The following is a 26,248-nucleotide window of genomic DNA, read 5'->3' as shown; positions in this document are numbered from 1 at the left end:
GATCAGAGGCAGAAGCCGGCGGGCACGTCGCGCACGTAGGCGTCCACCGACAGCGTGCCGTTGGCTGCGGTGATCAGGTTCAGCCCGGTCTCCAGAAACACCGGCACGCTGATGCGGGTGGTGCCGTTGAGCTGGGTGAGCGGCACGCCGTTGACCGACACATTCAGCAGCCAGGTGCCGGCGTCAAACAGGTTGACGAACGCCTGGGTGCGGCCGGTGAGCGGGTTGCGCGCGCAGCCCGGCTGCACCACCGCATACGACTTGCCCGAGGCAGCGGTCTCAACATTGCCGGCCACGACATTGGCGCTGGTGTCAGGAATGCAGGCGTTGGGCTGGTTGGGGTAGGTCAGCGCAGCGTCAAAGGCAAAGGCGTCGTTGTTCTTCTTGTTGATCTTCACGCCCACGCTGTTCAGGCCGTTGGCCAGCCACACCGTGGCCGACGGCGCGGCGGCATCCACCCGCGCCACCCGCTGGCCATTGAGCAGCACCTTGGCGCTGGCGGTGGGCGCGGGCTGGTACAGGCCAGCCACCACCTGCGGCGCGTAGCCGCGCGTGGGGTGCAGTGCGCAGGCCCAGGCATCGGACGCAAAGGTCTTGCCGCTGGCGCCGATCTGGGTGCCAGCCGACGCGGCGAGCGGCGCCGCCAGCAGGGCGCCCAGCAGCAGGGCGAGGGCGGGGGTCGGGTGGCGGGCGGGCATGGCAGTCCTTTAAATGTGCAGGGCGCACATTATTAACGCACAGCGCCCGGCTGTCCAGCGCTCAGCCCTGCGGACTCTCCGTCATGCGGCCACAGTAGGCCTGCAGCTGGGTGGGCAGGTCATCGGGGCAGCGGCCGCAGTCGCGGTTGCCGGGCACGGCGTGGTCGATGAACTTCGGGTAAGGCAGGTTCAGCGCGGCCATCAGCGCCTCAAACTCAGCCGCGCTGCGGCCCTGGCCCAGGCGCGGGTTGCGCGCCTTTTCCTGGCCGATGGACGAGACCTGGCGGCCCTGGTAATCGTGGCCGGGGTAGACCAGGGTCTCATCGGGCAGGGTGAACAGGCGCTGGTGGATGCTGCGGTACAGATCGGCCGCACTGCCGCCCTGGAAATCGGTGCGGCCGCAGCCTTCGATCAGCAGGGCGTCACCGGTGAACAGCCGCCCAGCGCCTGCAAAAGCCAGGTGGTGCGCGGTGTGGCCGGGGGTGTGGATGGGCAGCAGGCTCAGCTCACCCAGGGTCAGCGGCACGCCGTCCTGCAGGCCCAGGTCGGCGCAGGGCAGCGCATCCAGCGCCGCCACCGCGATGCGCGAGCCCACCCGCTCCTTCAGGTGGCGCGCACCGGTGATGTGGTCGGCATGGATGTGGGTCTCGACGGTCCAGGCCAGCCGCAGCCCCAGTTGCTGCAGCAGTGCCAGGTCACGGTCGATGGCATTGACCACCGGGTCGATCAGCAGCGCCTGCCCGGTCTGCTCGCAGCCGAGCAGGTAGGTGTAGGTGCAAGACAGGGGCTCGAAGAGCTGGCGGAAGATCATGGTCGTCGGGTCCCGTGGCGTCAGACGGCGGCCAGCGCCTCGCCCAGATCGGCCAGCAGGTCGTCGATGTGCTCGATGCCGATCGACAGCCGCACCGTGTCTTCGCTCACCCCGGCCTTGACCAGTTCCTCCGGCCCCAGCTGGCGGTGCGTGGTGCTGGCCGGGTGGGTGGCCAGCGACTTGGCGTCGCCGATGTTGACCAGGCGGGTGAACAGCTGCAGCGCGTCCAGGAAGCGGGCACCGCGCTCGCGGCCGCCGCCGGCCGGGCCCTTCAGGCCGAAGGTCAGCAGGCCCGAGGCCTGGCCGGACAGGTACTTTTGCACCAGCGCGTGGTCGGGGTGATCGGGCAGGCCGGCGTAGTTGACCCAGTCGACCTTGGGGTGCTGCTGCAGGAACTTGGCCACTGCCAGCGCGTTGGCGCTGATGCGGTCCATGCGCAGCGCCAGTGTTTCCAGGCCCTGCAGGATCAGGAAGGCGTTGAACGGTGACAGCGCGGCACCGGTGTTGCGCAGCGGCACCACACGGGCGCGGCCGATGTAGGCGGCCGGGCCCAGGGCCTCGGTGTAGACCACGCCGTGGTAGCTCACATCCGGCGTGTTCAGGCGCGGGAAGCGCTCCTTGTGCTGCGCCCACGGGAACTTGCCCGAGTCGACGATCGCGCCCGCCAGGCTGTTGCCGTGGCCACCGCAGTACTTGGTCAGCGAGTGCACCACGATGTCGGCGCCATGCTCGAAGGGCCGGCACAGGTAGGGGCTGGGCACGGTGTTGTCGACGATCAGCGGCACGCCGTGGCGGTGGGCGATCTCGGCGATCTGGCCGATGTCGGTGATGTTGCCCTGCGGGTTGCCCAGCGACTCGACGAAGACCGCCTTGGTCTTGCCATCGATCAGCGCCTCGAAGCTGGCCGGGTCGCGGTAGTTGGCAAAGCGCGTGGCCACCCCGAACTGCGGCAGCGTGTGGGCCAGCAGGTTGTAGGTGCCGCCGTACAGCGCACTGGAGGCGACGATGTTGTCGCCGGCCTCGGTGATGGTCTGGATGGCGTAGGTCACCGCCGCCTGACCCGAGGCCAGCACCAGCGCGGCGATGCCGCCTTCCAGGGCCGCGATGCGCTGCTCCAGCACATCGTTGGTCGGGTTCATGATGCGGGTGTAGATGTTGCCCGGCACCTTCAGGTCGAACAGGTCGGCGCCGTGCTGGGCGCTGTCAAAGGCATAGGCCACGGTCTGGTAGATGGGCACCGCCACCGACTTGGTGGTGGGGTCGGGCGAGTAGCCGCCATGGACGGACACGGTCTCAAAGCGCCAGGTCATGCGTGAGTCTCCTCGGTGATGTTCGGATGGGACGGCGCGAAGGATAGGTCCGCCAGGGCGGCGCTGCCAAGCGACATCCCTGCATCAGCATCCTCGCCGCAACACCGCCACAATGGCGCGCTCGTCCACCTCACACCCACGCCCATGCCCCGCCAAGCCGCCCACCCCGTCGCCGAACTGTTCACCGCCCGCTGGTCGCCGCGCTCCTTCACCGGCGAGGCCATGCCCCAGGCCGACCTGGACACGCTGCTGGAGGCCGCCCGCTGGTCGCCGTCGGCGTCGAACATCCAGCCCTGGCGCTTCGTCTACGGCCACGCCGGCAGCGGCGCCTTCGCCGGCATCCTGGCCGGCCTGGTGCCCTTCAACCAGGGCTGGGCAAACAAGGCCTCGGTGCTGCTGGTCGTGGCCTCGAAGAAGACCTCGGTCGCCCCCGGCGCCACCGACGCCAAGCCCAACCCCTGGCACGCCTTTGATGCCGGCGCCGCCTGGATGAGCCTGGCGGTGCAGGCCCACCTGATGGGCTACATCACCCACGGCATGGGCGGCTTTGATGCTGCCGTGCTGAGCACCGCGCTGGGCCTGCCCGACGATGCACAGATCCACGCCGTGGTGGCCATCGGCAAGCGGGGCCCGAAGGAAGCCCTGCCCGAAGGCCTGAAGGCCCGCGAGGAGCCGAACGACCGCCTGCCGCTGTCGGCCATCGCTGCCGAGGGCCGCTGGACCTTCTGAGCGGTCGGCCATGCGCATCGAGATCGAACCCGGCGTCCGCCTCTTCGTCGACATCGAGGGCCCGGGCCTGGTACCTGATGGCCCGTCGATGCGCGAGAAGCCCACGCTGATCCTGCTGCACGGCGGCCCCGGCTACGACCACAGCGGCTTCAAGCCGGCCTTTTCGCGCCTGGCCGACGTGGCGCAGATCGTCTACTACGACCACCGCGGCCACGGCCGCAGCGACCGCCGGCCGGCCGACGAGTGGACGCTGGACACCTTCGCCGACGACGTGGTGCGGCTGAGCGATGCGCTGGGCCTCACCCGCCCCCTCGTGCTGGGCCAGAGCTTTGGCGGCTTCGTCGCCCAGCGCTATCTGGCGCGGCACCCGGGCCATGCCGCCAAGGTGATCCTCTCCAGCACCTCGCCGCACCTGGGGCTGGCGCGCAAGCTGGCGATGTTCGAGCGCCTGGGCGGCGCGGCAGCGCGCGCGGTGGCCGAGGCCTTCTGGCGCCAGCCCTCCGAGGCCACCTGGGCGCCCTACCGCCAGGTCTGCCTGCCGCTGTACAACACCACGCCCGCGCGCAGCGACGAGGCGACACGCCGCATCGTCTTCAACGAGGCCATCCTGTTCGCTTCGGCCAGCGGCGAGCAGCAGAGCATGGACCTGCTGCCCGGTCTGGCGCGCGCGCAGTGCCCGGTGCTGGTGATGGCCGGCGCGCAGGACCCGGTGTGCCCGCTGGCCGACAGCCAGGACATCGCCGCGGCGCTGCCACCCGGCCTGGCCGAGCTGGCGGTGTTCGAGGGCTCCGGCCACGGCGCCTGGCGCGACGAACCCGATGCCGCCTTCGCTGCCCTGCGGCGCTTCATTCTGGCCTGATCAGGCACCGGCCGCCCAGCGCGCCACCGCCTGCGCCAGCCACTGCGGATCGTCCAGCGCCAGGTCGTGGCCAGCGCGGGGGTGCTCCCACAGCGGGCAGTCCCAATGCCGCGCCAGCGCGGCCGAGCAGGCGGGCGAGACCATCGCATCGCCCAGGCTGCACAGCACCAGCACCGGCATCGCCGGTCGGCCGGGCGGCAGGCGGTAGCGCGCCGCGGCCCACAGCTGGCGCAGCGCGTTGCCGCGGCTGACAGGCCGCTGGCGTTGGATCGCGGTCCAGTGGGCCAGCCACTCGGGCGGCAGCGGGCGGCGACCGCTGCTCAGGCCCAGCACCTGCGCCTCAGCGGCCGCGCTGCCCCAGCCCAGGGCCAGCGCCGGCAGCCGCGGCCAGTGGCCCGGGCGCAGACGGTGGTGCAGCGGGCTCAGGCCCGCCACGCTGCTGTTGACCAGCACCGCCGTCTGCACCTCGCTCGGATGGCGCAGCAGCCAGTCGGCGGCCACCATGCCGCCCATCGACAGCCCGAGCAGACCCAGCGGCCCGGTCGCGCCGGCGGCCTGGGCCGCGGCGCGGCAGTGCGCGGTGATCGCCGCGATCGTGGGCGGACAGGCCTGCCGGTGCGCGGTGCCGGCGCCCGGCAGATCCACACACAGCAGGCGGGCGTGCGGCAGCGCGGCCTGCAGGGCCGGCACGAAATCGCCCCAGTGTGCGGCCTCGCGGGTCAGACCGCGCAACAGCACCCAGGTGCGCGGCGCGGGCGTCATGGGCGTGCCCCGTACCAATGCCGCCACGCGGCCTCGCGGGCGGCCTCGCGTGCCGGCGCTGCGGGCCGCCAGCGGTGCTGGCTGGCGGCGGCGCGCATCAGGTGATCGAGCAGCGCCAGATGGCGGCGCAGCACGCGCTGCTGGCGGTGGGCGATCAGCGGGTTGAAGATGCCGTGGCGGCTGAAGGCCTGGCGCGGGTTCTTCTTGACCCACAGCCAGGAGCCCATCTCCAGCGTCAGCGGGAGCAGCGTGGTGCCGGCCTGCTGCTGCGCGCGCAGGTACAGGTGGTCCCACAGGTCACCATGCGCCAGGTACTGCAGGCTTTGCGGCTCACAGCGGTAGCGGTGGTGCGGCAGCGCGCCGTCCAACAGCTGCGACAGCACGTGCAGCTCGGGCAGGTGCTCGATGGGGGTGGGCGTGTGGGCGTGCGGAAACCACAGCCGATCCTCCAGCCCAAAGCCCGAGTGGCAGTCGATGCTGATCGCCAGCGGCCGGCCGATCAGCTCGCGCTCGACCACGTTGCACAGCGCCTGCGCCTCGGGCTGCATCGGTGCGTCGGCCGGGCCGCGGTACCAGGGCAGGCGGGCGCTCATGCGCTGGCCGCCCACGCCCCAGGGCGCGCCGTGGCGGCAGTCCACCGGCGCGTTGCGCATCAGGTCCACGCCCGCCGGATTGGCGCGCGTGCCGTGCAGCAGGCCGCCCGGGTTGACCAGCGGCACCACCACCAGCCGCACGCGGCTCAGCAGGTCGTGCAGCGAGACATCCCAGGCCCAGCGCGCCAGCACAGCACGCAGGAAGGCCAGCACCACCTCGACGCCAATGCGCTCCAGGCCATGCACGCCGCCGAACACGCCGAAGGCCGGCAGCGCCGGGTCGCTGGGGCCGGCGCTGAAGCTCAGCACGGCACAGCGCCGGCCGCGCGCATCGATCTCGCACAGCGTCTGCACCTGCATCCCGGGCGGGCACTGGGCGGCCAGGCCGTCGATCTCGTCGAGCACCGAGGCGCCGCTGCGGCCTGCCATCAATCCGTCATCTCCTGTCGCCAGACTCGGCGCATGCACGATCTCACCCACCTCCGCGCCGCCCCTCGTACCAGCCTGGCCTGGTGGTTGCTGGCCCTGGCTGTCGGCGCGCTGGAATGCCTGGCTCTGGCGCGCAGCCGCCTGCAGGAATCGCGGCGCAGCCGCTGATCCTGGCCGGCCACGGTGACAAGGGTGTGACCGCCCGGCCGCAACTCCACCGATCTGTGGATGCGCTCCGCGCGACCCCTGGATAGCCTGTCAGCGCTCCTTGCCGACCGGATCTCGCTGGATCACGGCGGGAAGCAGCATCTGACCAGGAGTTCACGCATGTCCCACCGTTCTTGTCTGCGCCTGCTGGCCGCCGCCTCGGCCGCGGGCTGCCTCATGGGCCTGTCTGCGCCCGCGCAGGCCAACCCCTCCACCTACCGATACGGCAACGCCCAGACCTATGGCTGCGACGGAGTCGCCGACACCCAGCCCGAGGACTTCGACTTCGATCCGATCAAGGGCGAGCGAAAGAAACTCAAGCTTGCCGCGCTGGCGCCCAGCGGCAGCCAGGCCCTGGTGTCGGGAGGCATCGCGCTGGGACACCTGCCGCGGATGAACCTCAAGGCGTTGGCCGCCGAGATCCCGCCCGACTGCCGTGTCTCTGCGGCGAGCGCCGAAGGCATCGTCTTCTTCAAGGACGACATCGAGGTCAAGGCCGGCGATCTGCCGGCCGGCACGCCAGTGACCTACACCGCCAACGTCGACATCGCGCTCGACATGCCGCGCGAGGGCAACGGCTGCAACTCCGTGCCCTTTTTCCGCGCGTACCTCAACCTGTCGGGTCCCTTCACCATCTGGAGCCCGAGTGCGCCGTTCAACGGAACCTACCGCATGTCACTGACGAAGACGACGGTCGTGGGTGATACGCTGTCCCTGGACGTTGAAATCAGAGGCTACGTCGATGCGCTCCGCGTCCTGGGATCCAACACCTTCTGCGCCGAGAACACACTGCGCATGCTGGACAGTGCGCGCGTCTCGCTGACCACCGACGTGCCGGGCGCCAACACGACCAGCCTCAAGGGCGTGCGCTACGGCGCGGCGCGCTGAGCGCGCTGTTGACCAGCCTCTCAGATGGCCGAGGCCGGATCGACAGGCTGATCGCCAAAGCGCGTGATGCGCCGCGGCTTCAGGTGCACCCGGCTGCCGTCCTGCAGCGCGTGCTGCTGGCGCAGCGCGTGCCAGCGCTCGCGCGGCAGCTCGACATCCACATAGGCGCCGTCGTCGCGCAGGAACTAGACCCGCGTGTTCGGGCCCACGGTCAGCGCCTGCGAGAAGGTCACCGACCAGGTGCCGTCGTCGGCCGCGGGCACGATGTCCAGCTCATGCGGGCGCACGTAGCTGACGTCGTCCTGGGCGCGGCCGTGGAACAGGTTGACGTCGCCCAGGAACTTCAGCACGAAGGGCGTGGCCGGGTGGTCGTAGACCTCGTCGGGGCTGCCGACCTGCTCGATGCGGCCTTCGTTCATCACCACGATGCGGTCAGCCACTTCCATCGCCTCTTCCTGGTCGTGGGTGACGAAGACGCTGGTCACATGCACCTCGTCGTGCAGGCGGCGCAGCCAGCGGCGCAGTTCCTTGCGCACCTTGGCATCCAGCGCGCCGAAGGGCTCGTCGAGCAGCAGCACCTTGGGCTCCACCGCCAGTGCCCGCGCCAGGGCCACGCGCTGGCGCTGGCCGCCGGAGAGCTGGTGCGGGTAGCGGTCGGCCAGCCAGTCGAGCTGCACCAGCTTGAGCAGCTCGCTGACCTTGGCGCGGATCGCGCCATCGCTGGGCCGCGTCGCCTTGGGGCGCACGCGCAGGCCGAAGGCGATGTTTTCGAAGATCGTCATGTGGCCGAACAGCGCGTAGTGCTGGAAGACGAAGCCCACATGGCGCTCGCGCACATCCGAGAAGGTCGCGTCCTCACCGTGGAACAGCACCTGGCCGCTGTCGGGCTGCTCCAGGCCGGCGATCATGCGCAGCAGCGTGGTCTTGCCCGAGCCCGACGGGCCCAGCAGCGCGACCAGCTCACCCGAAGGAATGGTCAGGTTCAGGTGGTTGCACACCGCCAGCGGGCCGTAGTGCTTGACCAGGTTCTTGACTTCGATGGACATGGCTTATTCGCTCTCTTGATCTGCGCGGGCGGCGTGCTTGACCTGCTTGACGCGTTGTTCGACGATGTATTTCAGGACCAGGGTCACCAGGGCGAGGCCGGCCAGCAGCGAGGCCACGGCGAAGGCCGCCGCGAACTGGTACTCGTTGTAGAGGATCTCGATGTGCAGCGGCATGGTGTTGGTCTGGCCGCGGATGTGGCCTGAGACCACGCTGACCGCGCCGAACTCGCCCATCGCCCGCGCGTTGCACAGGATCACCCCGTACAGCAGGGCCCATTTGACGTTGGGCAGCGTGACGCGCCAGAAGATCTGCCAGCCGCTGGCGCCCAGCACCCGCGCGGCCTCTTCCTGTTCCTGGCCCTGGGCCTGCATCAGCGGAATCAGCTCACGGGCGATGAACGGGAAGGTCACGAAGACGGTGGCCAGCACGATGCCGGGCACCGCGAAGATCACCTTCAGGTCGTGGTCGCGCAGCCACTCGCCCAGCCAGCCCTGCAGGCCGAAGACCAGCACATAGATCAGGCCGGCGATCACCGGGCTGACCGAGAAGGGCAGGTCGATCAGGGTGAGCAGCAGGTTCTTGCCGCGGAACTCGAACTTGGCGATGGCCCAGGCCGCGGCGATGCCGAAGACCAGGTTCAGCGGCACCGAGATGCCGGCGGCGATCAGCGTGAGCTTGACCGCCGACAGCGCGTCGGGCTCGACGATCGCCGCCAGGTAGACCTCCCAGCCTTTCTTCAGCGCTTCGTGGAACACCGCGAACAGCGGCACGAACAGGAAGAAGGACAGGAAGGCCAGGGCGGTGAGGATCAGCGCGATCCGCACCCAGGCGGGTTCGCTGGTGGCGGACAGCGGGCTGCGCGGGGCGACCACGCCCGGTGAGGCAAGGACGGTGGTGTTCATCTCAGCGGCCCTGGCGCTGACGCGCCCACGATTGAATCATGTTGATGCCCAGCAGCAGCACGAAGGCGATCGTCAGCATCACCACCGCGATCGCGGTGGCGCCGGCGTAGTCGTATTGCTCGAGCTTGGTGATGATCAGCAGCGGCGTGATCTCGCTGACCATCGGCATGTTGCCGGCGATGAAGATCACCGAGCCGTACTCGCCCAGCGCCCGGGCAAAGGCCAGCGCGAAGCCGGTCAGCAGCGCCGGCGTCAGCGTGGGCAGGATCACCAGGCGGAAGGTCTGGCCACGGCTGGCGCCCAGCGTGGCGGCGGCTTCTTCCAGCTCCTTCTGCAGGTCCTCGAGCACCGGCTGCACCGTGCGCACGACGAAGGGCAGGCCGATGAAGGTCAGCGCCACGAAGACACCCGTGGGCGTGAAGGCCACCTTGAACGGCAGCCAACTGCCGATCCAGCCGTTCTCGGCATACAGCGCCGTCAGCGCGATGCCGGCCACGGCCGTTGGCAGCGCGAAGGGCAGGTCGACCAGCGCGTCGACCACGCGCTTGAACGGAAAGTGGTAGCGCACCAGCACCCAGGCCACCAGCAGCCCGAAGACCGCATTGATCAGGGCCGCCGCCAGCGAGGCGCCGAAGGTCAGCTGGTACGAGGCCACCACCCGCGGCGAGCTGACCGTGTCCCAGAAGCTGGCCCAGCTGAGGGTGAAGGTCTTCAGGAACACCGCCGACAGCGGCAGCAGCACGATCAGACCGAGGTAGAGCAGCGCGAAGCCCAGCGCCAGGTCGAAACCGGGCAAGACGGTGTGGCGCTTGAGCAGGGTGCGGGACAGCAGCACGGGGCACTCACTTGCGCAGGTAGATCGTGTCGAACACGCCACCGTCGGCGAAGTGCGTCTTCTGCGCCTTGGCCCAGCCGCCGAAGACCTCGTCGATCGTGAAGAGATTGATCTTCGGGAACTGCTTGGCGAACTTCTCGGCGACCTTGGGGTCGGTCGGTCGGTAGTAGTTTTCGCCGGCAATGCGCTGGCCGTCAGGCGTGTAGAGGTAGTCCAGGTAGGCCTTGGCCACCTCGCGGGTGCCGCGCTTGTCGACCACCTTGTCCACCACCGTCACCGGCGGCTCGGCCAGGATGCTGAGCGAGGGCACGATGATCTCGAACTTGTCCGGACCCAGTTCCTTGACCGCCAGGAAGGCCTCGTTCTCCCACGAGATGAAGACATCGCCGATGCCGCGCTCGACGAAGGTGGTGGTGGAGCCGCGCGCGCCGCTGTCGAGCACCGGCACGTTCTTGAAGAGGGCGGTGACGAAGTCCCGGGCCTTGGCCTCATTGCCGCCCGGCTGCTTCAGGGCATAGCCCCACGCGGCCAGGTAGTTCCAGCGCGCACCGCCCGAGGTCTTGGGGTTGGGCGTGATGACCGAGATGCCCGGCTTGACCAGGTCGCCCCAGTCCTTGATGCCCTTGGGGTTGCCCTTGCGCACCAGGAACACGATGGTCGAGGTGTAGGGGCTGCTGTTGTGCGCCAGGCGCTTTTGCCAGTCGGCGGGGATCAGCTTGCCCTTGTCGGCCAGCTCGTCGATGTCATAGGCCAGCGCCAGCGTGACCACGTCGGCCTCCAGGCCGTCGATCACCGAGCGGGCCTGCTTGCCCGAGCCGCCGTGCGACTGCTTGATGGTGACGGTGTCACCGGTCTTGGCCTTCCACTGGGCGGCGAAGGCCTTGTTGAAGTCCTGGTACAGCTCACGCGTCGGGTCATACGAGACATTGAGCAGCGTGATGTCCTTGGCGTGCGCGGCGCCGGCCAGGCTCAGCAGCAGGGCGGCGCCGATGGCGCTGATGGCGCCCAGGCGAAAGGGGAGGCGATGCATGGTGTTCCTGTTACAAGGTGGCGATCGAGACCTCGGTGGACTTGACCAGGGCCACCACGTCGCGGCCGACCTGCAGGCCCAGCTCATGCACCGAGCGGGTGGTGATGACCGAGGTGACGACCAGGCCGGACGGCGTTTCCACGTCGACTTCGGAGACGACCGGGCCTTCGATGATTTCGCGGACCTTGCCGCGGAACTGGTTGCGTGCGTTGACGGCGAGGATGCTCATTGGGGTGACCTGTGTGAGGTGAGACAGAGGGGACATCAGTCGGCGATGCGGAACGGGACCCGCTGGTCGACCTGCTGGCGTGGCAGGGCCGGCGGCACGCGCACCTGCAGTGGCACGCGCTGGTCAAAGGCGTCGGTGATCCAGGCGCAGCCGTTGCTGAGCAGTTCGTTGACCACGGTCTGCGTGTCGCCGCGGTAGCCGGCCACGCGCAGCTGGGCCGCCATGGCGTGCAGGCGGGGGATGTCACGGGCCTCGACGGCCTGGCGCAGCGCCTGCCCGGTGAACGGCAGTTCAAGGTGATGTGCGGTGATGCTCATGACGGGGACCTCGTTGGCGGGGTGGTGTGGGGGAATGATCGGCGCCGCCCCGCCCCTGGACAACGAAGGCCTTCGCGATTGCTTGCTCGCGCAGCGCATAAGCGAGCCGTGCTGTGCGCTCTGCGATGATCTGGCGATGCGCCTGCAACTGCTATCTGACCTGCACCTGGAAACCGAGCCCTGGGAGCCCCAGGCCGCCCCCGGCGCCGAGCTGCTGGTGCTGGCGGGCGACATCGACAGCGCCTGGCAGGGTCTGTCACGCTTTGCCGACTGGCCGGTGCCGGTGCTGATGGTGGCTGGCAACCACGAGTACGACGGGCGTGACGTGGACGAAGCGCTGCCGGCGCTGCGCGCGCAGGCGGCGGCGCTGGGCATCCAGTTGCTGGAGCGCGAGTCGCTGCTGCTGACGGGCGACGATGGCCGCCGCATCCGCGTGCTGGGCACGACGCGCTGGAGCGATTTCGATGTCTTCGGCGCCGCACAGCGCGAGCGCGCCATGCGTGCCGGCGAGTACTTCGCGCGCGTGCAGCGCAGCACCCGCGCCGGCCAGATCTTCGACGCCGCCGCGGTGCGCGCCGAGGCCCAGGTCTGCCGCGACTGGCTGGAGCAGGCGCTGGCCGAGCCGGCCCAGGGCCGCTGGGACGCGACCCTGGTCATCACCCACTTCGCGCCCAGCCTGCGCAGCGCCGACCCGCGCTACGGCCGCCAGCCCGGCACGGCCAGCTTCTGCAATGACGACGAGGACCTGGTCACCCGCGCCGACCTGTGGCTGCACGGCCATGTGCACTGCCGCCATGCCTATGCGCTGCCGCGGCCGGGCCGGGCGCCAGCGCGGGTGGTCTGTCAGGCGCGCGGCCTGGTGTCCAAGGGCGAGGACGAGGGCTGGGATGCGCTGCGCCTGATCGAGGTCTGAGCACCGCCCTGACGAGGCTCAGCATGTGGCAATTGCGCATGCGCTCCACTGCGGCTGCGTGCGACACTGACCCCATCGATTCCACCGCGGAGTACCCCCCATGAAGATCCTCGTCGCCGTCGATGGCAGTTCCTTTACCAAGCGCATGCTGGCCTACCTGGCGGCCCACGACGAGTGGCTGGTGCGCGGCAACAGCTTTACCGTCGTGAATGCCGTCAGCCCGGTGCCGCCGCGCGCGTCGGCCGTGCTGGACAAGGCCCTGCTCAAGGGCTACTACGACGACGAGGCCGAGAAGGTCTTCAAGCCCATCCGCGCCTTCTTCAAGCGCCAGAGCATCGAGGCCACCTACGTCTCCAAGGTGGGCTCGGCGGCCGAGGTCATCGCCGCCACCGCCGACAAGGGCGATTTCGACCTGCTGGTGATGGGCTCACACGGCCACTCGTCGCTGGGCAACCTGGTCATGGGCTCGGTGGCCACCAAGGTGATGGCCCACTGCAAGACGCCGGTCCTGCTGGTGCGCTGATCACGCCCGCGGCGGGGCCTGCACCTCGTCGGCCACCTGCCAGGGCATCGGCACCGGCACCTCGTCCAGCACATAGTCCAGGCCAAAGGCAGTGCCCAGGCCGGCTGCGTCGTCGTCGTCCTCGGCACGCGGTGCAGTGCTGCGCGCGAACAGGCGGTTCCACAGGCTGGGGCGGGCGGGGGCGGGCATGGGGTCTCCGGCGGGCTGGGTTCTTGGCCTTGACTTCGGCCGGCGGCGGTCGAAATCAAGCCCGAGGCACGGCCACCGGACATCTATTAGTCGCCCTAATGAATATTGATTTTGGCGAATTTCCCTTCATGAACTAGGCCCGGCTGCCGAGAATGCGCTCACTGCCCCGCGCTCCCCGTCGCGGAGGTCCACAACCCCCCACGAGGTGAGCGTCATGAAGTCGCAGTCGAACCAGCATGTGATCGTCCTTGGTGCCGGCATCATCGGCATCAGCACCGCCTGGTACCTGGCCCGCCAGGGCCACCGCGTCACGGTGGTCGACCGACAGGACGACGCCGCGCTGGAAACCAGCTTCGCCAACGGCGCGCAAATCTCGGTCAGCTTCTGCGAGCCCTGGGCCAATGCCGGCGCGCCGCTGAAGGTGGCCAAGTGGCTGCTGCGCGAGGACTCGCCGCTGCTGTTCCGCCCCCGCCTGGACCCGCACCAGTGGCGCTGGGGCCTGAAGTTCCTGACCCAGTGCACCGACGCGGCCTTCGCCCGCAACGTGCAGCAGCTGGTGGCGCTGGGCGCCTACAGCCATGAGTCGCTCAAGGCCCTGGTGGCCGAGACCGGCATCGCCTACCAGCGGCTGGAGCGCGGCATCCTGCACTTCTTCTCGTCGGCCGCCGACGCCGAGGCCGGCTTTGCCGCCGCCGAGCTGATGCGCCGCCACGGCGTGGACCGCAAGATCCTGACGCGCGAGGAGGTGCTGAAGGTCGAGCCCGCGCTGGCCACCTTCGGCCCCAACATCCAAGGCGGCACCTTCACCGCCAGCGATGAATCGGGCGACGCCCGCGTCTTCACCCAGGAGCTGGCGCGCCGCTGCGCCGAGCGCGGCGTGCAGTTCCTGTGGGGCCACGACGTGCTGGGCTTCGAGACCGCCGCCGGCCAGGTCAGCGGCGTGCGCGTGGCCGAGCGGGCCAATGGCCTGGCCCGCACGATCGACGGCGAGCAGGTGGTGGTGGCCATGGGCTCGTACAGCGCCCCGCTGCTGCGCCGCCTGGGCGTCAGCCTGGACATCTACCCGGCCAAGGGCTACTCGGCCACGCTCAAGCTCAAGCGCCCGCAGGACGCCAGCGTGGTCAGCCTGATGGACGACACCCGCAAGCTGGCGATCTCGCGCCTGGGCGACACCATCCGCATCGCCGGCACCGCCGAGCTCTCGGGCTACGACACCAGCCTGGACGGCCACACCGCCCGCGTGCGCTGCCAGGCCCTGGTGACCCGCTACGAGGAGCTGTTCCCCGGCGTGGCCGATACCACCGAAACCAACTTCTGGGCCGGCCTGCGCCCCAGCACGCCGACCAACATTCCCTACATCGGCCGCGCGCCCAAGTGGGGCAACCTGTGGCTCAACACCGGCCACGGCACGCTGGGCTGGACCCACGGCGCCGGCTCGGGCCGCGCGCTGGCCGAGCTGATCGCCGGCCGCCAGCCGCAGCTGGACTTCGGCTTCTGCGGTCCGGTCGAGACCGGCCGCCGCGCGCCGGTCACCGCCGCCGCCTGAGCCCGCTGCCGCCGCTGCGCGGCTCGCGTATCATCCGCGCCCTTTTCCTGACGGGCGCGGCATGACGCATTCCTTCTGCGCGATCGACTTCGGCACCTCCAACTCGGCCATCGCCGTGCCCGCCGCCGACGGCCGCATGGGCTTGGTGCCGGTGGAAGACGGCCAGCCGACCATGCCCACCGCGGTGTTCTACGCGCTGGAGGGCCTGGCCGCCCACGAGGAGCCGCGCCGCCTGTTCGGCCGCGCCGCGCTGGCCGCCTATGTGGAGGGCCAGGAAGGCCGGCTGATGCGCTCGATGAAGAGCGTGCTGGGCTCGGCGCTGATGGACCAGGCCACCGACGTGGGCGCTGGCCGCGCGGTGCGTTATGCCGACGTGATCGGCGGCTACCTGCGCCACCTGAAGTCGCTGGCCGAGGCGCAGGTGGGCGCACCGCTGCGCCGTGCGGTGCTGGGCCGGCCGGTCTACTTCGTCGACGACGACCCCGAGCGCGACGCCCAGGCCCAGGCCGCGCTGGAGGCCGCGGCGCGCAGCGTGGGCTTCGACGAGGTGGCCTTCCAGTTCGAGCCCATCGCCGCCGCGCTGGACTACGAGGCCACGGTGGACCATGAGCAGCTGGTGCTGGTGGCCGACATCGGCGGCGGCACCTCGGACTTCTCGGTGGTGCGGGTGGGGCCGGCGCGGCGCGGCCGCACCGAGCGCGCCGACGACATCCTGGCCAGCCACGGCGTGCACGTGGCCGGCACCGATTTCGACCGCCATGTGGAGCTGGCTGCCATCCTGCCGCTGGCCGGCTACAAGGCGCGCGGCCCCAAGCCGGTGGAGCGCGAGGTGCCCAGCAAGGTCTACTTCGACCTGGCCACCTGGCACCTGATCAACACCGTCTACCTGCCGCAGCGGGTGATGGAGCTGCGCCGCATGAAGACCTTCTACGCCGACTGGGGCCTGCATGCGCGGCTGATGGCCATCATCGACCAGCGCCTGGGCCACGGCCTGATGGCGGCGGCCGAGGCGGCCAAGATCGCGGTGGCCGAGGGGCAGGCGGCGCCGATCGATCTGGATGCGGTGGAGCCCGGCCTGGCCAGCCATCTGGACGAGGCGCAGGCGCTGGACGCGCTGGAAACCGACCTCGAGCGCATCGTGCAGGCCGGGCTGGAGACGGTGCGCCGGGCGGGCGTGGCGCCGGCGGCGATCGAGGCGGTTTACCTGACCGGCGGCTCCACCGGCCTGGCGCCGCTCAGCACCCGCATCGCTGCACCGTATGTGAGCGCCCGCTGCGTGCGGGGCGACCGGCTGGCCAGCGTGGCCCAGGGTCTGGGCCTGCACGCGGCGCGGGTATTTGGCTGATCAGCGGCTGATCAGCGGCTGATCAACGACGGCCGCGCGGTGGGCCGGAGCGGGGCTTGCCGCCACCGCCACCCGGTCGCCGCGGCGTGCGCGCGCCAGCGCGCGCAGCGCTCTGGCCGTGCTGCGGCCGGCTCACGTCGGCAATCAGCAGGCTGGAGCTGACCAGCGCCTCCACCGCATCGGCCAGATCGGCCGGCGGCTCCAGCTCCTCGATCAGCGCCAGCAGCTCGTCGGCGTCTTCCAGATCCTCGGGGTCGAAGCTGCGGTACAGCACGGCCAGCGGCTCCAGCAGCTCGGCGCTGTCGATGCGGGTGAGCGCCGGGAAATGCTCCATCGCGATGGCAAAGCCGGCCACCCAGGGCAGCACGGTCTCCAGCGGGTCGGCCTCGTCATCGAGCTCGAAGACCCAGGGGTCGAACCACTGGCGGTGGTGGATGGCGCGGTTGAGCTCGGCGTGGCGGCGGCGCAGCAGTGCGGCGATCGGCTCGGGGTCGATGTCGCAGGGCGGTACCCGGCCGTCAGCATCCAGCACGTAACGCAGCCAGTCGGGCTCGGCCACCGGCCTGGGCTGCAGCAGCACGCCGACCAGGTAGCCGTCGGCCATGCCCAGGTCCAGAGGCTCCAGGATGTCGGGCAGCTCGTCCAGGCGGCGCTCCAGTTCGGCCATCTCGGCGTCGGTCAGGGGCGGGCGCGGATCGGCAAAGGGAGAGGACATGGCGGGATTGTCGCCGCGGCGACCGTCAGTGGGCCGACTTTCAGAGCCGGCACAAGCGCGCAAAGCCGTGGTAACGGCGACACATGTCCCTTAAGTTGGGGGATTGGCACCACGGCAGGGCTGCTACATTGGTTTTCAAGCGCTGCTTCAGTGCATGCGCACCGGTCCCAACGACGTCCTCCTGGAGGACTTGCCGACCTGGCCCGCAAGGGTCAGGTCGTTTTTTTTGCCCGCGCCGCACCGGTCTGGGGCGCCGCCGCCGGGCCGAAGCCGTGCGCCAGCACCTCGCGCAGCCAGGCCACCAGGACCTGCACGCCGCGCGGCACCTGGGCGGTGTGCGGCCGGATCGCCCACAGCCGCTCGGCAAAGGCGCCCACCGGCCGCCAGCCGGGCAGCACCGGCCGCAGCCGGCCAGCGGCGAGCGCCGCCTGGGCGCTGAAGTCCGGCAGCAGCGCGATGCCCAGGTCGCCCAGCGCCGCCTCGCGCAGCGCCTCGGAGTTGTTGGCGGCCAGTGGCCCGCCCACCGCCACGCGGTGGCGCGCGCCGCCCTGGCGCGCTTCGAGCTGCCAGACCGGCGTGGCGCCGGGGCGCGGGTAGTACAGGCAGTCATGCGCGCTCAGGTCCAGCGGGTGCGCGGGCGCGCCGCGCGCGCGCAGGTAGGCGGGGCTGGCCACCAGCACCGAGCGGGTCTCGCACAGCGGCCAGGCCACATGGGTGTCGGGCGGCGCGTGGGTGTGGCGGATCGCCAGGTCAAAGCCCTCCTGTGCCAGCGAGGCCAGGCGGTCGGCCAGGTCCAGCTCCAGCCGCAGCTCGGGGTAGCGGCGCAGGAAATCGGGCAGGCGCGGCAGCAGCTGCTGGCGGGCCAGGGCCACCGGTGCGGTGACCCGCAACAGGCCGCGCGGCGCGCCGGCCAGGTCGCGCACGCTGGCCAGCGCGGCGTCGATCTCGGCAAAGGCGCTGCGGCTGCGGTCCACCAGCTGCTGGCCGGCTTCGGTCAGGCGCACGCTGCGGGTGGTGCGGCGCACCAGCGGCACGCCGGCCTGGGCTTCCAGCTCGGCCACGCGCTGGCTCATCAAGGCCTTGGACCAGCCCAGGCGCTGCGCGGCGGCGGTGAAGCTGCCGGCCTCGCCCAGCACGGTCAACGCATGCAGGTGGGCCCAGGGCGGGTGGCGAGGGGCGTTGTCGGTGCTGGTCATTGGTGCGAGTGTGGTGGCCTTGATTGTTCACTATGGCGAACAATGAATCCAGCGTGCCGGTCTTCTGCGCAAGGGCTCAGTTGCCTAGACTGGCGCGCATCGCAAGGCCTGCCCGACGGAGACCCCCATGGCCCTCGCCCCCGTGTCCTACACCGCCCGCGCCGACATCGGCCACTTCATCGCCGGCCAGGCCGTGAACGGCCAGGGTGAGCGCCGCCAGGCCGTCTACAACCCGGCCACCGGCGAGGTGGCGCGCCACGTGCGCCTGGCGGCCGAGGCCGATGTGCATGCCGCGGTGGCCGCCGCTGCCACCGCCTTCCCCGCCTGGGCCGAGACCCCGCCGCTGCGCCGCGCCCGCATCCTGAATGCCTTCCTGGGCCTGCTGAACCAGCACAAGGACACGCTGGCGGCGATGATCACCGCCGAGCACGGCAAGGTCTTCACCGATGCGCAGGGCGAGGTCACGCGCGGCATCGAGATCGTCGAGTTCGCCTGCGGCGCGCCGCAGCTGCTCAAGAGCGACTTCACCGACCAGGTGGGCACCGGCATCGACAACTGGACGCTGCGACAGCCGCTGGGCGTGGTGGCCGGCATCACGCCGTTCAACTTCCCCTGCATGGTCCCGATGTGGATGTTCCCGGTGGCCCTGGCCTGCGGCAACACCTTCGTCCTCAAGCCCAGCGAGCGCGACCCCAGCCCCAGCCTGTTCATCGCCGAGCTGCTGAAGCAGGCCGGCCTGCCCGACGGCGTGTTCAACGTGGTGCAGGGCGACAAGCTGGCGGTCGACGCGCTGCTGAACCACCCTGAGGTAAAGGCCGTCAGCTTCGTCGGCTCCACCCCCATCGCCCAATACATCTACGAGACCGGTGCGAAGAACGGCAAGCGCGTGCAGGCCCTGGGCGGCGCCAAGAATCACATGGTGGTGATGCCCGATGCCGATGTCGAGCAGGCGGTGGACGCGCTGATCGGCGCCGCCTACGGCTCGGCCGGCGAGCGCTGCATGGCGATCAGTGTGGCGGTGCTGGTGGGCGACGTGGCCGACAAGATCGTCCCCAAGCTGGCCGAGCGCGCCAAGGCGCTGAAGGTCATGAACGGCCTGGAGCTGGCCGCCGAGATGGGCCCGATCGTCACCCGCGAGGCACGTGACCGCATCGAGGGCTATGTGGCGCTGGGCGTGGAAGAAGGCGCGCAGCTGGTGGTCGATGGCCGCGGTCTGACCGTGCCCGGCCATGAGACCGGCTTCTGGACCGGCGGCACGCTGTTCGACCACGTCACGCCGCAGATGCGCATCTACCAGGAGGAGATCTTCGGCCCGGTGCTGGCCTGCGTGCGGGTGAAGGACTTTGCCGAGGCGCTGCAGCTGGTCAACGAGCATGTCTACGGCAACGGCGTGGCCTGCTTCACCAGCGACGGGAACATCGCGCGCGAGTTCGGCCGCCGCGTGCAGGCCGGCATGGTGGGCATCAACGTGCCCATCCCGGTGCCGATGGCCTGGCATGGCTTCGGTGGCTGGAAGAAGAGCCTGTTCGGCGACATGCACGCCTACGGCGAAGAGGGCGTGCGCTTCTACACCAAGCAGAAGTCGATCATGCAGCGCTGGCCGGCCAGCATCGCCAAGGGCGCCGAGTTCGTCATGCCCACGGCCAAGTGAGGCGCCCGCCCGGTGAAACCGGGTGACGATGATTGCTTGGGTGCGATTACCATGCACGGCAGCGCCGCCCGCCCATGACGCGGGTGGCGGTGTCTTCGCCGTCATCCATGCCGCGTTCCAAGTCCGCACCGTCCTCGCCTGCCGCGCCCCCTGCCGCCGGCAAGGCCTCCCGCCTGCAAATGGCCGACATCGCCCGCCTGGCCGGGGTGTCGGTGTCCACCGTGTCGCGCGCCCTGGCCGGCAGCACGCTGGTCAACGAGGCCACCCGCCTGCGCGTGGCCGAGCTGGCGCGTTCGCTGAACTACACGATCAACGTGGGCGCGCAGAACCTGCGCCTGAAGCAGAACCGCACGATCGCGGTGGTCGTGCCGCATGACCCGGCGACGCGGCAACATCTGTCCGACCCGTTCTTCCTGAGCCTGATCGGCAGCCTGGCCGACGCGCTGACCGACCGCGGCTACGAGATGCTGGTGTCGCGCGTCGATGTCCACCGCCTGGACCAGGCGGCACAAAGTTACGAGGCAGGCCGGGCGGCCGGCATCGTGCTGATCGGCCAATGGCACCACCATGCACAGCTCAACGAGCTGGCGGTGCGCGGTGTGCCGCTGGTGGTGTGGGGCGCGCAGCTGCCCGGGCAGGCCTATGCCACCGTGGGCAGCGACAACGTGGCCGGCGGCCAGCAGTTGACGCGCCACCTGATCGAGCGCGGGGCGCAGCGCATCGTCTTCATGGGCGACACCGCGCTGGAGGAAATCGGCCAGCGCCACCGCGGCTACCTGCAGGCCCTGGCCGAAGCGGGTCGCACCGCGGATGCCCGGCTGACCCGCGAGGTGCCATTCGAAGCGGCGGCCATCGAGCAAGCGGTGGAGACGCTGCTCTCCGACGGCACCGACTTTGACGCCCTGTTCTGCGCCTCGGACCTGATGGCCATGACCGCGATCGGAGCGCTGCAGCGCTTGGGCCGGCGCGTGCCGCAGCAGGTGCGCGTGGGCGGCTACGACGACATCGCGCTGGCCGCCCACTACCACCCCAGCCTGACCACGGTGCGCCAGCCGATCGAGGCGGCCGGCGAACAGCTGGTGGCCGCGCTGCTGGAGCAGCTGGAAGGCGCCCGGCCGGCCTCGCGCCAGCTGCTGACCGAGCTGGTGTTGCGCGACAGCAGCGCCTGAGCGTCAGCGGCCCCGGCGGTTGCCGCCGTCGGCCTGGCCCTGAATAATCGACGGCGTCGGCGGGCGCCCCTGAGCCGCGCCGAGTTCACCGGTCCAAGCCAGGGAGGGACGGACCATGCCATCGCGGTCCACGCTGCTCGAAGTCATCCACCTGCACAGCGCCGTGGCGCAGCTGGGTCTGGACCTGGACGCGCTGATGGTCCTGGTGGTCCAGCGCTCGGCCGAGCTGGTCGGCGCCGACGGCGCAGCGATCGAGTTGCTCGACGGCCCGCAACTGGTCTACCGCGCCGTGACCGGCCTGGCCGAGAGCCAGTTGGGCATGCCGGTGAGCGCGCATCAGAGCCTGTCGGGCCGCTGCATGGCCGAGCAGCGCGTGCTGCTGTCGCACGACACCGACCGCGACGATCGGGTGGACCGCGCCGCCTGCACCCGGGTCGGTTTGCGCTCGATGCTGGTGGTGCCGCTGCGCCACGGCGATGGCGTGGTGGGCGTGCTGAAAGTCATGTCGCGCCGCACACGCGCCTTTGAGATCGCCGACGGCCGCACGCTGGAGCTGCTCAGCGAGGTGGTCGGTGGCGCGATGTACTGGGCCGGTCGCTACGGCAGCGACCGCCTGTACCACCGCGCCACCCACGACGACCTGACCGGCCTGGCCAACCGCTGGCTGTTCTTCGACCGCCTGCGGGTGCTGCTGGCCCAGGGCCGCCGCGAGGCGCCGCCGGTGGCGGTGCTGGCCATCGACGTGGATGGCCTCAAGCCGATCAACGACACCCATGGCCACCTGGTGGGCGACGCGGCGCTGGTGGAGTTCGGCCGCCGCCTGCAAGCCGCCGCGCGCGAGGCCGACACCGTGGCCCGGCTGGGCGGCGACGAGTTCGGTGTGATCCTGTGCGGCGCCAGCGAACCCGGCAGCCTGTCGGCCACCATCCAACGCCTGCAGGCCCGGCTGGACGGCGACGTCCTGGCGCGCGGGGTACCGCTGTGGCTGGGTGGCAGCATCGGCGGTGCGGCAACGCCCGAGGACGGTCTCGACGCCGCCACCCTGCTGCAGGCGGCGGACCGCCGCATGTACGAGGCCAAGCGGCAGCGGCGCGGGCTCGTGGCGTCGTAGCGCCCGTCCCTCCGGGAAAACCGGCATTGCAATCGATTGCGATGCGATGCGACGATCGCGGCATCGCATCGACACCCGGGGGCCGCAGGCCGCCCGACGCCACCGCCACCATGAGCGCCGCCAAGCCCATCCTCTCGCCCCGCCAGATCGTCCAGATGAACGTGGGCTTCCTGGGCCTGCAGTTCAGCTTTGGCCTGCAGCAGGGCAACATGAGCCCGATCTACGGCATCCTCGGGGCCGACGAATCGGCGCTGCCGCTGCTGTACCTGGCCGGGCCGGTCACCGGCCTGCTGGTGCAGCCCATCGTCGGTGCGATGAGCGACCGCACGCTGTCGCCGCGCGGCCGGCGCACGCCCTATTTCCTGATCGGCGCGATCCTGTGCTCGCTGAGCCTGTTCGCCATGCCCTACAGCTCGGCGCTGTGGATGGCGGCGGCGCTGCTGTGGATCCTGGACGCGGCCAACAACATCACGATGGAGCCCTACCGCGCCTACGTCAGCGACCGGCTCGACCCCTCGCAGCACGCCCAGGGCTTCCTCACCCAGAGCGCCTTCACCGGGCTGGCTCAAACCTTGAGCTACCTGTCACCCTCGATCCTGGTCTGGCTGGGCATGAACCGCGACGCGCTGGACGCCAATGGCATCCCGGTGATCACCAAGCTGTCCTTCCTGATCGGCGCCGTGCTGTCCTTCGTGACCATCTGGTACAGCATCCGCCGCGTCCCTGAACTGCCCCTGACCGACGACCAACGCGCCGAGATCGCCGCACTGAAGACCGGCCTGGGCGCCACGCTGCGCGAGATCTGGGACGCGATCCGCGACATGCCCACCGCGATGCGCCAGCTGGCGGTGATGAAGCTGTTCCAGTGGTACGCCATGGTCTGCTACTGGCAGTACGTGATCCACGCGGTGGCGCGCTCGGTGTTCGACACCACCGACCCCAACAGCGCCGCCTTCCGCGAGGCCTCGCTGGCCTACGGCCAGGCCGGTGCGTTCTACAACCTGATCGCCTGCGTGGCGGCCTTTGCGATGGTGCCGTTCACGCGCCGCCTGGGCGCCGGCAAGGTGCACGCCTTCTGCCTGGCCGCCGGCGGTGTGGGCATGCTGCTGCTGCCGGGCCTGCACGACCGCTGGATGATCTTCCTGCCGATGATCGGCGTGGGCCTGGCCTGGGGCAGCATCATGGGCAATCCGTACGTGATGCTGGCCAGCAGCATCCCGCCGCAGCGCACCGGGGTCTACATGGGCATCTTCAACATGATGATCGTGATCCCCATGCTGATCCAGAGCGCCACCCTGCCCTTCATCTACCGCAGCTGGCTGGGCGGCGATCCGCGCAACGTGGTGATGCTGGGCGGTGCGCTGCTGCTGTGCGCGGCCGTGGCCACGCTGTTCGTGCGCGTGCCGCGCGAGGTGCCGGCGCGCTGATCAGACAGCGCGCTCGCTCATCAGCAGCTTCACGCCGAAGCCGATGAAGAGCAGCCCGGCCACGCGGTCCAACCAGTGCAGGCGGCGCTGCACCGCGGGGTGACCCGCCATCCAGGCCGCGGCCCAGGCCCAGCCCAGGTTCACCGGCAGGCTGCCCAGGTTGAAGATCACGCCCAGCGCCAGGAACACCGCCGTCTTGTTGGCGGCATCGGGTGCGATGAACTGCGGCAGGAAGGCCAGGAAGAAGATCACCACCTTCGGGTTGAGCACGTTGGTGGTGAAGCCGCGGCGGAAGGCGCCGGCCAGGTCTGCGGACACCGCAGCGCCCGCCAGTGGCGTCGCCTGGCCGCCGCGCTGCAGCAGCGCCCGGGCGCCCATCCAGAACAGGTAGGCCGCGCCCGCCCACTTCAGCACGCCAAAGGCCAGCGCCGAGCCGGCCAGCAGCACGCCCAGGCCCAGCGCCGCGCCCAGCACATGGACGAAGCAGCCGGCCACCACGCCCAGCGCCGCCGCCACGCCCACCCGCCGGCCGCCGCGCAGCGCGTGGCTGACGATGCACAGCACGTCGGGGCCGGGCGTCAGGTTCAGCAGCCAGCCGGCCCCGATGAAGAGCAGCAGGGTGTGGGTGTCGGGCATGGCGGCAGTATCGGCGATGCCTGCAGCGTCAAGCGGGTCAGGTAGCGCTCAGGCGCGCGTCTCATCTGCACGCGGTCCGACGGATTCCCGGACCACCACCGGTCCGCCAATCTTGGTCACCGCGCGCGGAGGCCGCTCGCCGGCGGCCAACGACAACAGCAGCTCGACAGCCGTGCGCCCCATTTCCTCATTGGGCAGCACCAGGGTCGTGAGCGGCGGGTGGGTGTGGCGGGAGATTTCCTGGTCGTCGTAGCCGATCACGGACACCTGCGCGGGTACGCGCAGCCCGAGGTGCTTCAGGGCTTCAAGCGCACCCAGGGCCATCAGGTCATTGGCACAGAAGATGGCACTGGGCGGGCGCGGAAGGGCCATCAATGCCAACGTGTGCTCATAGCCACTGCCCGACATCCAGTCGCCTTCTCGAACCAGTTGCGGTTCGAAGGGCAGGTCGGCCGTGGCCAGCGCGCGGCGGTAGCCCTTGAGGCGGTCCTGCGCCGCCTCCATCCAGGGCTCACCGTTGATGAAGGCGATCCGCGTGTGGCCCTGGGCGATCAGGTGCTCGGTGGCGGCATGCCCACCTGCCACTTCGCTGGGCAGCACGGCAGGAAGGCGACGTTGGTCGTCATGGCAGTTCAGGAGTACCAGTGGTCGCGTCAGCAATGCCTCCGGCACCTCGACCTGGCGGGTGAAGATGGTGGAATAGACAACGCCCAACAGCCCAGGCTGACTGAGCAGCGCGGTGATGGTCGCGTTCTCCTGCTCGGCGTTATTGCGTGTCACCGCGACCTGGAGCACATACCCTTGCTCCCAGGCGGCATCGCGCGCCCCATCCAGGCTCACCACCGGATGGGGGCTGGTCGAGATTTCGTCGACCAGATAGCCGATCACCGCCTGCTGTTTGGCTTGGACCGCGATCACACTGGGATCACGGTGCGGCAACCGGTAGCCCAGCGCCATCGCCTCCTGAAGCACTCGGGCGCGCGTATCCGCCGACAGCCGAGCGCCCGTCGCGTTGTTGAGCACCATGGACACCGTGGACTGCGAGACGCCTGCAGCCTTGGCGACATCCGTCATGGTCGGTCGTCGTGTCTTCGGTTTGGACAGGCGGCTGGAGTTCATGACAGACAGGCGGCGGGGGACAGCGCGATTGTCTCAGGGTGACAAATAGCCGTGGGGATTGCCGCTCTGCCAGCGCCAGGCGTCGGCGCACATCTGATCCAGGCTGCGCGTGGCCCGCCAGCCCAGCAGCTCGCGCGCAAGGGTGGCGTCGGCGTAGTAGCTGGGCAAGTCGCCGGGGCGGCGGTCCACTGTTCTGTACGGGATGGGCTTGCCGGCGGCTTTCTCGAAGGCCCGCACCAGGTCGAGCACGCTGTAGCCCACGCCGGTGCCCAGGTTGACGGTGACCGACCGGCCTTGCTCCAGCAGGTAGCGCAGCGCGGCCACATGGCCTTCGGCCAGGTCCATCACATGCAGGTAGTCGCGCACACCGGTGCCGTCGGGCGTGTCGTAGTCGCCGCCAAAGACCGACAGAAAGGGCCGCCGGCCCACCGCCACCTGCTGCACATAGGGCATCAGGTTGTTGGGCACGCCGCGCGGGTCCTCGCCGATGCGGCCGCTCTCGTGCGCGCCCACCGGGTTGAAGTAGCGCAGCCAGGCGATGTTCCAAGCAGGATCGGCAGCTTCCAGATCGCGCAGGATCTGCTCGCCCATCAGCTTGGTGCGGCCATACACATTCATCGCGTCCAGCGGATGCGCCTCGGTGTAGGGCAGAAACTGCGGCGTGCCGTAGACGGTGGCGCTGGAGCTGAAGACGATGGTCTTGACGCCCGCGCGGCCCATGGCCTGGCAGGTGGTGATTAGGCCGCCCAGGTTGTTGGCGTAGTACTTCAGCGGCTCGGCGGTCGATTCACCCACCGCCTTGAAGGCGGCGAAGTGCACCACCGCGTCGATCGCCTGTGCGGCGAAGACCCGGTCCAGCGCGGCGCCATCGGTCACGCTGGCCTGCACGAAGACCGGCGCCTGTCCGCCCAGTTCGGCGAGCCGACGCAGCACCTCGGGTGAGCTGTTGGAGAAGTCATCCAGCCCCACCACCTCGAAGCCGGCGGACCACAGGGCGAGCCAGGTGTGGGAGGCGATGTAGCCGGTGGCACCGGTGAGCAGGACGCGTGGCATGGTCCGGGC

28 protein-coding genes and 1 pseudogene are annotated in these 26,248 nt (G+C 70.2%); 12 read left to right on the top strand and 17 right to left on the bottom strand.

What is annotated here, in order from left to right; translation table 11 throughout:
- Positions 1-2 precede the first annotated feature (2 nt).
- The 3 genes from KAK06_RS12630 to KAK06_RS12620 form a co-directional block, all read right to left on the bottom strand.
- On the bottom strand, positions 3-698 hold the full coding sequence (locus KAK06_RS12630) for a hypothetical protein (RefSeq protein WP_210802469.1): 696 nt from the start codon (positions 696-698) through the stop codon (positions 3-5).
- Positions 699-759: 61 nt separating this feature from the next.
- Positions 760-1,509, bottom strand: a complete 750-nt coding sequence (locus KAK06_RS12625; RefSeq protein WP_210802468.1) for an MBL fold metallo-hydrolase — start codon at positions 1,507-1,509, stop codon at positions 760-762.
- A gap of 20 nt (positions 1,510-1,529) precedes the next feature.
- The gene (locus KAK06_RS12620) at positions 1,530-2,819 is read right to left on the bottom strand and encodes an O-acetylhomoserine aminocarboxypropyltransferase/cysteine synthase family protein (RefSeq protein WP_210802467.1); all 1,290 of its coding nucleotides are present in this window, start codon (positions 2,817-2,819) and stop codon (positions 1,530-1,532) included.
- 144 nt (positions 2,820-2,963) lie between these two features.
- On the opposite strand from KAK06_RS12620, the gene KAK06_RS12615 reads away from it, so the two are divergent.
- Both KAK06_RS12615 and KAK06_RS12610 read left to right on the top strand, forming a co-directional pair.
- Entirely contained in the window at positions 2,964-3,548 is a 585-nt protein-coding gene (locus KAK06_RS12615) for a nitroreductase family protein (protein ID WP_210802466.1), read from the top strand.
- A gap of 10 nt (positions 3,549-3,558) precedes the next feature.
- Positions 3,559-4,407, top strand: a complete 849-nt coding sequence (locus KAK06_RS12610; RefSeq protein ID WP_210802465.1) for an alpha/beta fold hydrolase — start codon at positions 3,559-3,561, stop codon at positions 4,405-4,407.
- Here the strand turns inward: KAK06_RS12610 and KAK06_RS12605 are convergent, their stop codons facing one another.
- Both KAK06_RS12605 and KAK06_RS12600 read right to left on the bottom strand, forming a co-directional pair.
- Positions 4,408-5,169 (bottom strand): alpha/beta fold hydrolase, encoded by a 762-nt coding sequence (locus KAK06_RS12605; RefSeq protein WP_210802464.1) that lies wholly within the window; start codon positions 5,167-5,169, stop codon positions 4,408-4,410.
- A complete protein-coding gene (locus tag KAK06_RS12600) occupies positions 5,166-6,191 on the bottom strand; it encodes a M14 family zinc carboxypeptidase (RefSeq protein WP_210802463.1) in 1,026 nt (341 codons plus the stop codon). The genes KAK06_RS12605 and KAK06_RS12600 overlap by 4 nt, the downstream gene beginning before the upstream one ends.
- 33 nt (positions 6,192-6,224) lie before the next feature.
- Here KAK06_RS12600 and KAK06_RS24400 point away from each other — a divergent pair, with 33 nt between their 5' ends.
- Complete coding sequence (locus KAK06_RS24400) at positions 6,225-6,359, top strand: hypothetical protein (protein WP_259373621.1); 135 nt, start codon at positions 6,225-6,227, stop codon at positions 6,357-6,359.
- A gap of 159 nt (positions 6,360-6,518) precedes the next feature.
- Positions 6,519-7,286, top strand: a complete 768-nt coding sequence (locus KAK06_RS12595) for a hypothetical protein (protein ID WP_210802462.1) — start codon at positions 6,519-6,521, stop codon at positions 7,284-7,286.
- 20 nt (positions 7,287-7,306) lie between these two features.
- Here KAK06_RS12595 and KAK06_RS12585 read toward each other — a convergent pair.
- From KAK06_RS12585 to KAK06_RS12560, 6 genes and pseudogenes are all read right to left on the bottom strand, one after another.
- Positions 7,307-8,332: pseudogene (locus KAK06_RS12585) on the bottom strand (sulfate/molybdate ABC transporter ATP-binding protein).
- A 3-nt stretch (positions 8,333-8,335) separates the two neighbouring features.
- Positions 8,336-9,235, bottom strand: a complete 900-nt coding sequence (cysW, locus tag KAK06_RS12580) for a sulfate ABC transporter permease subunit CysW (protein WP_210802459.1) — start codon at positions 9,233-9,235, stop codon at positions 8,336-8,338.
- Between the two features lies 1 nt (position 9,236).
- A complete protein-coding gene (gene cysT / locus KAK06_RS12575) occupies positions 9,237-10,070 on the bottom strand; it encodes a sulfate ABC transporter permease subunit CysT (protein WP_210802458.1) in 834 nt (277 codons plus the stop codon).
- A gap of 7 nt (positions 10,071-10,077) precedes the next feature.
- Positions 10,078-11,100, bottom strand: coding sequence for a sulfate ABC transporter substrate-binding protein (locus tag KAK06_RS12570; RefSeq protein WP_210802457.1), 1,023 nt, complete (start codon positions 11,098-11,100; stop codon positions 10,078-10,080).
- A gap of 10 nt (positions 11,101-11,110) precedes the next feature.
- A complete protein-coding gene (locus KAK06_RS12565; protein WP_210802456.1) occupies positions 11,111-11,329 on the bottom strand; it encodes a TOBE domain-containing protein in 219 nt (72 codons plus the stop codon).
- A gap of 35 nt (positions 11,330-11,364) precedes the next feature.
- A complete protein-coding gene (locus KAK06_RS12560) occupies positions 11,365-11,646 on the bottom strand; it encodes a hypothetical protein (RefSeq protein ID WP_210802455.1) in 282 nt (93 codons plus the stop codon).
- A 136-nt stretch (positions 11,647-11,782) separates the two neighbouring features.
- Here KAK06_RS12560 and KAK06_RS12555 point away from each other — a divergent pair, with 136 nt between their 5' ends.
- A complete protein-coding gene (locus tag KAK06_RS12555) occupies positions 11,783-12,559 on the top strand; it encodes a metallophosphoesterase (RefSeq protein WP_210802454.1) in 777 nt (258 codons plus the stop codon).
- A gap of 100 nt (positions 12,560-12,659) precedes the next feature.
- Positions 12,660-13,082, top strand: coding sequence for a universal stress protein (locus tag KAK06_RS12550; protein WP_210802453.1), 423 nt, complete (start codon positions 12,660-12,662; stop codon positions 13,080-13,082).
- Here the strand turns inward: KAK06_RS12550 and KAK06_RS12545 are convergent, their stop codons facing one another.
- Positions 13,083-13,271, bottom strand: a complete 189-nt coding sequence (locus tag KAK06_RS12545; protein ID WP_210802452.1) for a hypothetical protein — start codon at positions 13,269-13,271, stop codon at positions 13,083-13,085.
- Positions 13,272-13,485: 214 nt separating this feature from the next.
- Between KAK06_RS12545 and KAK06_RS12540 the strand changes: the two genes are divergently transcribed.
- The gene (locus KAK06_RS12540) at positions 13,486-14,817 is read left to right on the top strand and encodes a D-amino acid dehydrogenase (protein ID WP_210802451.1); all 1,332 of its coding nucleotides are present in this window, start codon (positions 13,486-13,488) and stop codon (positions 14,815-14,817) included.
- Positions 14,818-14,878: 61 nt separating this feature from the next.
- Positions 14,879-16,162, top strand: a complete 1,284-nt coding sequence (locus tag KAK06_RS12535; RefSeq protein ID WP_210802450.1) for an Hsp70 family protein — start codon at positions 14,879-14,881, stop codon at positions 16,160-16,162.
- Between the two features lie 22 nt (positions 16,163-16,184).
- Here the strand turns inward: KAK06_RS12535 and KAK06_RS12530 are convergent, their stop codons facing one another.
- Both KAK06_RS12530 and KAK06_RS12525 read right to left on the bottom strand, forming a co-directional pair.
- Positions 16,185-16,877 (bottom strand): YecA/YgfB family protein, encoded by a 693-nt coding sequence (locus KAK06_RS12530; protein WP_210802449.1) that lies wholly within the window; start codon positions 16,875-16,877, stop codon positions 16,185-16,187.
- 212 nt (positions 16,878-17,089) lie between these two features.
- Positions 17,090-18,073 (bottom strand): LysR family transcriptional regulator, encoded by a 984-nt coding sequence (locus KAK06_RS12525; protein WP_210802448.1) that lies wholly within the window; start codon positions 18,071-18,073, stop codon positions 17,090-17,092.
- Positions 18,074-18,200: 127 nt separating this feature from the next.
- Between KAK06_RS12525 and KAK06_RS12520 the strand changes: the two genes are divergently transcribed.
- The 4 genes from KAK06_RS12520 to KAK06_RS12505 all read left to right on the top strand — a co-directional run bounded on the left by KAK06_RS12520 (position 18,201) and on the right by KAK06_RS12505 (position 23,431).
- Entirely contained in the window at positions 18,201-19,724 is a 1,524-nt protein-coding gene (locus KAK06_RS12520) for a CoA-acylating methylmalonate-semialdehyde dehydrogenase (protein WP_210802447.1), read from the top strand.
- 107 nt (positions 19,725-19,831) lie between these two features.
- Positions 19,832-20,893 carry a LacI family DNA-binding transcriptional regulator gene (locus KAK06_RS12515; RefSeq protein WP_247652831.1) on the top strand — a complete coding sequence of 354 codons (1,062 nt, stop codon included), beginning with the start codon at positions 19,832-19,834 and terminating at the stop codon, positions 20,891-20,893.
- 115 nt (positions 20,894-21,008) lie between these two features.
- Positions 21,009-22,004, top strand: coding sequence for a sensor domain-containing diguanylate cyclase (locus KAK06_RS12510; protein ID WP_210802446.1), 996 nt, complete (start codon positions 21,009-21,011; stop codon positions 22,002-22,004).
- 110 nt (positions 22,005-22,114) lie between these two features.
- A complete protein-coding gene (locus KAK06_RS12505) occupies positions 22,115-23,431 on the top strand; it encodes an MFS transporter (RefSeq protein ID WP_210802445.1) in 1,317 nt (438 codons plus the stop codon).
- Here KAK06_RS12505 and KAK06_RS12500 read toward each other — a convergent pair whose 3' ends face one another.
- The 3 genes from KAK06_RS12500 to galE are packed head-to-tail and all read right to left on the bottom strand — an operon-like array spanning position 23,432 to position 26,239.
- Positions 23,432-24,067, bottom strand: a complete 636-nt coding sequence (locus KAK06_RS12500) for a LysE family translocator (RefSeq protein ID WP_210802444.1) — start codon at positions 24,065-24,067, stop codon at positions 23,432-23,434. It abuts the gene before it with no gap.
- A 48-nt stretch (positions 24,068-24,115) separates the two neighbouring features.
- Positions 24,116-25,186 carry a LacI family DNA-binding transcriptional regulator gene (locus tag KAK06_RS12495; RefSeq protein ID WP_247652830.1) on the bottom strand — a complete coding sequence of 357 codons (1,071 nt, stop codon included), beginning with the start codon at positions 25,184-25,186 and terminating at the stop codon, positions 24,116-24,118.
- A 33-nt stretch (positions 25,187-25,219) separates the two neighbouring features.
- Positions 25,220-26,239 carry a UDP-glucose 4-epimerase GalE gene (gene galE / locus KAK06_RS12490; RefSeq protein WP_210802443.1) on the bottom strand — a complete coding sequence of 340 codons (1,020 nt, stop codon included), beginning with the start codon at positions 26,237-26,239 and terminating at the stop codon, positions 25,220-25,222.
- Positions 26,240-26,248: the final 9 nt, after the last annotated feature.

Origin of the sequence: Ideonella aquatica (assembly GCF_018069755.1) — a bacterium.
GTDB classification, from domain to species: domain Bacteria; phylum Pseudomonadota; class Gammaproteobacteria; order Burkholderiales; family Burkholderiaceae_C; genus Ideonella; species Ideonella aquatica.
Note: the sequence above shows the minus strand (reverse complement) of the source record. Positions and strands in the feature narration are given on the sequence as shown.